The 7,283-nt window shown below is 70.0% G+C and carries 7 protein-coding genes; all 7 read right to left on the minus strand.

Going from position 1 to position 7,283, the window contains the following annotated elements; translation table 11 throughout:
• Window positions 1–2,303 (minus strand): DNA polymerase domain-containing protein (locus VJ307_07800; protein HJX74046.1); only part of this gene is annotated, 2,303 nt, incomplete at its 3' end.
• A 622-nt stretch (window positions 2,304–2,925) separates the two neighbouring features.
• Window positions 2,926–3,468 (minus strand): DUF6036 family nucleotidyltransferase, encoded by a 543-nt coding sequence (locus VJ307_07805; protein HJX74047.1) that lies wholly within the window; start codon window positions 3,466–3,468, stop codon window positions 2,926–2,928.
• Entirely contained in the window at window positions 3,449–3,943 is a 495-nt protein-coding gene (locus tag VJ307_07810; protein HJX74048.1) for a ribbon-helix-helix domain-containing protein, read from the minus strand. The genes VJ307_07805 and VJ307_07810 overlap by 20 nt, the downstream gene beginning before the upstream one ends.
• A gap of 394 nt (window positions 3,944–4,337) precedes the next feature.
• Window positions 4,338–4,631: a hypothetical protein gene (locus tag VJ307_07815; protein HJX74049.1), complete on the minus strand. Its 294-nt coding sequence runs from the start codon at window positions 4,629–4,631 to the stop codon at window positions 4,338–4,340.
• Between the two features lie 7 nt (window positions 4,632–4,638).
• Window positions 4,639–5,271 (minus strand): hypothetical protein, encoded by a 633-nt coding sequence (locus VJ307_07820; protein HJX74050.1) that lies wholly within the window; start codon window positions 5,269–5,271, stop codon window positions 4,639–4,641.
• Between the two features lie 17 nt (window positions 5,272–5,288).
• Window positions 5,289–5,900 carry a transcriptional repressor LexA gene (gene lexA / locus VJ307_07825; GenBank protein ID HJX74051.1) on the minus strand — a complete coding sequence of 204 codons (612 nt, stop codon included), beginning with the start codon at window positions 5,898–5,900 and terminating at the stop codon, window positions 5,289–5,291.
• Window positions 5,901–5,957: 57 nt separating this feature from the next.
• Window positions 5,958–6,740, minus strand: a complete 783-nt coding sequence (locus VJ307_07830) for an enoyl-CoA hydratase (protein HJX74052.1) — start codon at window positions 6,738–6,740, stop codon at window positions 5,958–5,960.
• Window positions 6,741–7,283 lie beyond the last annotated feature (543 nt).

Raw genomic sequence — 7,283 nt, forward strand, 5'->3', positions numbered from 1 at the left:
CCGCAAGAGTGTCCCCCCCCTTCCGTCAGCAGGTACCGGATCTTCGAGCCGGGGCGCAGCGTCACACCCCGGCCGCACAGTTCCCGGGTGACCTCCGCGGCTGCGGTGCGGGCGACGTACCGTTCGGGCGCCTTGGACAGGCGCCTGGCGACGGAAAGCGCCTCCGGCGGGACGCGTCCCTCGCGCAGGTCGGCCGCGGCGGCCTCCGCGATCTCCCGCAGCTTCGGCAGCATCGCGCGCAGGGCGCGAATGTCTGCCGCCTCCGCCATTTCCGTGAGCAGCGCCCGCTGGAGGGCGGCGACGAACGGCGGGGCGTCCGAGCGGCGCATCGCGATCCCCCGCGCCTTGACCTCCCCGTTCGCGAACGCCCCGACGAACCGGTTCGGGACGGCGACGGAAGGGTTTCGCTTCGAGGGGAGGAAGGAAAGCCACCGGTAGACCCCCTCCAGCGCGATCGGCATCCCCGTCTCGAAGGAGATGGTCTCCGCGAGCCGCCGGTAGTCGTCCTCTGCCGCGCCACCCCGCCCCACCCAGATCGCGTCGGTCAGGCCGTGCAGGAAGGAGAACCCCTCGCGCTCGGCGATCTCCTTGGCGGCAAGGAGCTTCTCCCGTCCCCAGGCGGTGACCGCCTCGTGCGCCTCGATCCGGCCGAACCGGGCGTTCTTGTACCCGAGGAACCCGAAGCAGACGACGAGGATCCACTTGAGCGCCGTCTGGCGCTTCCGGAAGAGGTCGCGCTCCTCCGCGCTCCCGGCCGCCTTCTGCCGTTCCTTGAGGAGCCGGCGCTTCGCGAGGACGGGGGAGAGCACGGCCGGGATGAGGCCCCTCCGGCGTGCGCACGTGTGGAAGCCGATCTCGGGGACGGGGAGCCCCGGGCGGCAGCAGCCGCAGTTGATCGTCTCCGGGGAGATGTTGTACCGGTCCATGAGCGACGGGTACATCGAGGCGAAGTCGAGCTCGCCCACGTTTTCGTGCAGGCCGGGGCGGGGCAGGTAGGTGAGCCCTCCCTTGTCGGTCGTGACGAGCCCGGCCCCCGTCTTGAATCCTTCCGGCTCCCGCTTCTTGTAGGGGACGAGGATCCCCCGTGCGAGCGCCGCCGCGACCTGCATCGCCGAGATGGCGGTCCCCGGCGACGAACGGGCCATGCGCTGCAGTGGGATGCCGGAGAGGCGGGACAGTTCGATAAGACCCGGGAGGCCCGTTTCCCCGAAGAGGAACGAGTTGCGGGCATCGATGTGCCACCGGCCGGAGAGGGTGTGCGCCGCCGCGCGGAAGATCACCCGGCCGTACGAGAAATACGACCGCTCGCGGGCGCGCCGGACGACGCGCGTCTCCGCGCCCTCTCCCTCCCGCGCGTGGCGCGTCTGCCCGCCGGCCGCTTCCCCCGGGGGGCGCGGAGGGCGTCCGAGGGGGAGCGGAACCCGGAACCTGGCGGCCAGGGCGAGCATCCGCGGCAGGAGGTGGTCGTCGCCGTACTCGGTCACCAGGAGGTCCGGGTCCGCCGCGTCGAGAAGCCGCAGGAACTCCCGGAGGAAATCCGCCCCGTCTTCCCAGCAGAGGACGTGAGTCGTGCCGTCGGCCGAAAAGGCGAGCGGCCGCATCCACCCGTGCGCGGGGTGCCCCGCCCCTTCCGCCCGCAGAAATGCCCGGGAAAGCGGCGGGTAGGGGGGATCGACGTCCCACGGCGAGTCGAGGACCCGGGCGGAGAGGATCCTCCCGTCGCCTGGGCATTCCACCTCGGCGAAGGAGAACGGGAAGAGCCCGGTCGCGCAGGCGAACTGCTGCTCGGGAGCGATGTCGGCGTTGAAAAGCGCCTCCGGCCCGAACGCGCCTTCCGCCTTCCGGACGGTCGCCCGGAGAAGAGAGGGCGCGGGGACCGCGAGCGTCCACGCCGGGACCGTCTTCCCGGAGAAGAATTCGATCCCCTCGATCCGCCGGAGGCCGCACCCCCAACGATGGGCGGCGGCCCGCACCGAGGATTCCCGCACGCCCCGTCCCGCCAGGGCGAAGGAGGGACGGAACGGGGCGTACAGGGTCGTGGTGCCGCCCTCGGCCGTCCGGAACCAGACCTCCATCCCGTCCTGCGCGGGGAGGAGATCGAGCACCCAGCCGGTCAGCACGGTCGCGCCGTTCCGAATACTTTCCATCTCCGCCTCACGTTGCGTTGCGACCCCCTTCGGGAGGACGCCGGCAGCGGCTTCGCCTCCGGGGTCCCCGCTCGCGTCCAGCCTCGGCTCCCCGGCTACGTCCAGCGAACGTGCCCATTGGTCCTCTCCCCGGCCATTCTCCTTCCTATGTGGCATGCCAAGCCTCTTGCCCTACAAACGGCGGGGCCTCCGCCGGTTCCGCCTTCGGCTTCCCGCTCGGGGGAGCCCCTGCGCCCGCTCGCTGCCTGCGCTCATCCGTTCGCGAAAAGCCCTGCCCGGCCTCCAGGGATCCGTTCCCGAAGAGGCCGTGCACCGAGAGGGCCGATGCACCCCGACCGGCGAGGCGCCCGAACGAGGCGTACCCGCTGCGGTACGGCGAGGGAGGGCAACGAAGCCGGCGGGGATGCAGGGGTTCTCGAATGCCGGGATCTGAGGGAATGGGCCCCTGGAGGCCGGTGCTCCGGGTCCCCTCCCGTGTTGCCGCCGGCGTCTGCGCACTCGATCCCGGCGCCCGCGCAACAGGGCGCCACGCCTGAGCGGAGCAGGCGCAGCCGTGCAGGTTGACCGCACGGCGAGCCACGAACGGAGCCCCCCTCCGAGGCTGCGGAGCAAGACCTGCGCCCGTGCTCGGAGGGCGCCCCCGCGAGCCAGGGTCCCCGTCGGGACGGAGGAGCAAGACCCCCCTCCGAGGAGCGAGACCCGCGCCCGGACCCGGCTCCGCCGCGGGCCCCTTTCCTCTCGGGAAAAACCTTTCGCACGGTTCGTTCCGGGGTTCTCTTCAGCGACCGGAACCGGTCCGGGAGAAGGCGGCTTCGACCCGGCGCGCGATCCGCTTCCGGCCCTGCTTCGTCAGCGGAAGGCCGTCGACCCGCTCAAGAAGGAGGTTCCTGTCCGCGTATCCCCGCCGGATGACCTCGAGGTTGAATGTCAGGTCCTTTTCCCTTCCTGCGACGTACTTCGACAATACGAGGTCGTGCACGTCGAGACACCACCCGATGGCGCCCATGGTGTTATCGTTCTGGATCTTGACCAGTCGCTGTTCCCATCCCGCCGGAAGGACCGCGGTGTCCAGGCCGACCCCGTTTCCGTAATAGCCGAAGGTATCGTGGAACAGAGAGCCTTCGCCGATGGAGCCTTCGACCAGCTCGGCGAGTTCCGGCCTGTTCTTCGGGATCACATCCGCTTCGACGGACGTCAGGAGCGACAGGGGGGCGTCGGGGAATTGCCCCAGGATCGCCTGGCTTCCGATCACGATGATTTCCCGGTCGTCGGCGATGCTCGATGCCGCTCGAATGACATGCTCAAGCTGGCTTCTTCGCAAAGAATATCCTCCTCTCCCTCGGGCTGAGAATGCCGGTGAAGGGGGTCGAGTGGCGAAGCCTTTCCGATTCTTCCGATGTGCCGCACAGGACGCGGACGGTTTCCTCGATCCCCCCGGCAAGAATCGCTTCCCACTCCCGGAAGGCGTGAACGTCGACGCCCTGCCGCCGCCAGCGCCGGATGTTCTCCTTCGCCCTCTCGTGGATGCGCGGGTCCTTCCGCAGTTTTTCCGCGATGGCTCGGTGCATGGCCAGGCTGCGCCGGTCGATCTTCCGGTGGCCGGCGCCCGGCGTCCCGTGCGATGGAGCCGTGGCGGCCCGCGTTTCCCGCCGCGCCAGGTCGAGAAGTTCCTCTTCCCGCTCGTCGAGGTAGCGGGCGAGCGCCTCCTTGACATAATGGGACTTGCTCCGGCGGGTCTCCCGGGCAAGCCTCGTAAGCCGCGCTTCCAGTTCCGGGCTCAGGCGAATGGCGAGCATGGGGCACCTCCTATGTAATACATGTAATACAATCTTACTCCGGTTCGTCCGTTCCCGCAAGCCGGCGCGAAAGATCCAGCCGGCGCTCCCCCGTCGGGAGAGTGCAGGTGACCGGGGCCCCTGGCTCGCGGGGGATTCCCCTCGGCTACGCTCGCGACCTTCGCCCGCTCGCTGCCGTTCCGCTCGCCGGACCAGCAACCTCGCTCCACAGGCCGCCTCGTGGAACCCCCCGCCTCGCCCCGGGTCCCCGGCTGCCGGCGCAGCGGCCGCAGGAGGGGTGCGCAGCCGTGCGGGTTTACCGCACGGCGAGCCACGAACGAAGGCCCCCTCCGAGGCAGCGGAGCCGTTCCCGGCTGCCCTGTCGACAGGAAACTCGATTGTGGCGGGGGGCGGGTCACGGCTCGTCCTCCGGCCGGCCGGCGAGGGTTTCGACCCGCTCCGCGAGCGCGGCGAGCCGGGACGACAGCTCCCGCACCGCCCGGCGCTCCTCGATCAGGATGCTCATCAGGATCGCCTCGAACGGGACGGCGCGCCCCGAGCAGGTGCAGGCGGCGGTGTGGTACCTTGCCGCGGCGAACAGCTCGTCGAACAGCTCCCGGTCCTCCCGGCGCAGCGCGCGCCGGAACGCCTTCCACGACTCCTCCTCGCGGTACAGTTCCTGGGTGAAGGGGAGCACCGTGCGGCCCATGGATGCGTTACCTGGCCTTTCCGCGCAGCGTCGCCCGCCATTCTTCCTCCTCCCGGCGCAGGAGAAGGCACGGGTCGGCGATCCGGACGAGGTGGCGGAAGAAGCCGGCCCGGTCGCCGGGGAGCCCCGGGGCTTCGCCCTCCCCGACCAGCACCACCCGCGTCCGGCCCGCCGCGAGCCGGCGCAGCGAGGAGAGGCAGCTCCGGAAGACCCGACACGCCTCCGCGAAGGGGACGTCGGCGTCGGTGAACGTCTCCGGCAGGCCGAAGACGACCGCGATCCTTGCTCCCGAGCGGTCGAGGGCGGGCCCAAGCCGCCGCGACAGGAGCGCCTCCATCTGGTGGCACGTGAAGGCGCGGGAGACGAGAATGCGGGAGAGCGCCCCCCTTCCGCTCCCCCCCAGCGCCCTCTCCGCCTTGCCGATCTCGTACGGGTCGAACCGGTTCCCGCCGTCCACCGCCACCACGGGCTCTCCGGCCAGGAGGGGCCGGGCCAGCGCGCGCAGCGCCAGCCGGTGGGCTCCCGTTCCGAAGAAGCCGGCGAGATTTCCCGGCGCGGGGCGCAGGCAAAGGGCGGAGGCGCGCTCGATCTCCGCGGCGGCGGGGGAGACGGCGGCCGTGTGGGGCGCGCGACCGGTCATGGCGACCTCCTGCGTTCCTACAGTTTGCGGAAAACGCCGACGACTTTCCCCGCGATCCGGAAGGACGGGGACCCGTTCGGAACGTCGACGGGGGCATAGGCGGGGTTGGCGGGCTCGAGACGGATTCCGCCGCTTCGGCGGCGGATCCTCTTGACCGTGGCCTCCCCGTCGACGACGGCGACCACGATCTCCCCGTCCTCGGCGGTCTCCTGCGCCCGGACGAGGACGTAGTCCCCCTCGCAGATGTGGGCCCCCTCCATGCTGTCCCCCTTCACGCGGAGGGAGAAGACTTCCCCCTCCCCGGCCAGAGACGGATCGAAGAGCAGCTCCTCCCCGGCGAGCTCGATCGCCTCCCGGGGGCTCCCGGCGGGCACCCGTCCCAGCACCGGGACGCGCAAGGGGGAAGGAAGCGCCGCCTCCCCGAGGAACTCGATCCTGCGGGGGGATTTCCGGTGGCGGCGGATGTATCCCTTCCGCTCCAGCAACTCCAGGTAATAGAAGGCGTTTTTCTCGGCGATCCCGAAACGGTCCGCCACCTCCCTTGCGGTGGGGGCGAAGGAGCGGGAACGGGCGAACTCCCGGAGGAACTCGAGGACGCTGCGCTGCTTGTCGGTCAACGGCCTGTCCATGTAGGTATGCTGACATACCTATATGGGCAGGTCAAGGGGCGCGCGAAGAGGCGGTCGCTATTCCCCCCGGAAGGCGGGCGGCCGCTTTTCGAGAAACGCCCGGACCCCCTCGCGGAAGTCCCCGGTCCGGGCGGACTCGGCGATCCGCTGGCGCTCGTCCTCGAGCTGCGCCTCCAGCGGTTGGCACAGCGCCCGGTTGTACAGCTCCTTCGCCCTCGCGTAGGCGAGGGTGGGGCCGGAAGCGATGCGCGCCGCCAGTTCCGCCGTCCCGGCCTCGAACGAGTCGTCGGAGAAGACCCGCTGGACGAGCCCCCACGCGGCCGCCTCCTCCGCGGTGAGCGTCCTGCCGGTCAGGGTGAGCTCCATCGCCCGGTGGGTCCCGACGGCCCGGGCGAGGAAGAAGGTCGCCCCGCCGTCCGGCGAGAGCCCGATGTTCTGGTACGCCAGGGTGAAGCGGGCCGACCCCGCGGCGACCACGAGGTCGCCCGCCAGCGCCAGGGAGATCCCCGCCCCCGCCGCGACGCCGTTGACCGCGGAGAGGACGGGCCTGGGGACTCGCCGAAGGGACGCGATGAAGGCGTGCAGCCGGATCGTGAGTTCCCGGAAGTTCGCGGCGGCCGGAGGCGGGAAGGATCCCATCAGGGCCACGTCGCCGCCGGCCGAGAACGCCCTCCCGCTCCCGGTGAGAACGATGCAGCGGACGCCCGGGTCGTCCCCCAGGGCGGAAACGGCATCGAGCAGCTCCTTCCCCATCTCGAAATCGTACGCGTTCATCCGGTCGGGTCGGTTCATCCGGATCGTTGCCACGCCCCCCTGCCGTTCGACGATCACCGCGCTCATCGGCCCCCCTCCTTTCGCGTTCGATGGTTCCCGGCATTCCTCCCTAAGTGCTCCATTTCACAAATACGGTTGCATTCGAGCGCCGCTGCATCCGCTCCCGCTTCGTTGCGCTCCTTGCGCCGTACTGCTGCGAGTACGCCTCAGTCGCGCGCCGTAGCAAGGCGCGGCGCATCGACGCTCTCGGTGCGACACCGTATTTATGAAGCGGAGTACTTAGTGTGAAAATCTGCCGGACGTCTCCATCGGACTTTGGAGGGGAAACCGTACAGACGGCAAACCCCGTGCAAACAACCGGCCCTTTTCGGGATGAAAAGGGGGTTCTTCGGATCCGCTGTTGACGCCGGGAACCCCCTTTCGGAGGTTGGAGCGGTTTACGGGAGGCAGGTCAGGCTCATTCCTGCGAGTCACCGCGCGAGGCTGCTGACCAGACCCCCTTGACCAGCCCATCGTAAACTTTAGGAATGTCCAAGAAAAGGGGTTTGGGTCAGCCAAGTTCATGCCCCCATTCCATCCTGTTCGAGAAAACGGCGGCAGACATTCGCG

This window comes from Candidatus Deferrimicrobiaceae bacterium, from assembly GCA_035256765.1.
Classification (GTDB): Bacteria; Desulfobacterota; Deferrimicrobia; order Deferrimicrobiales; family Deferrimicrobiaceae; genus CSP1-8.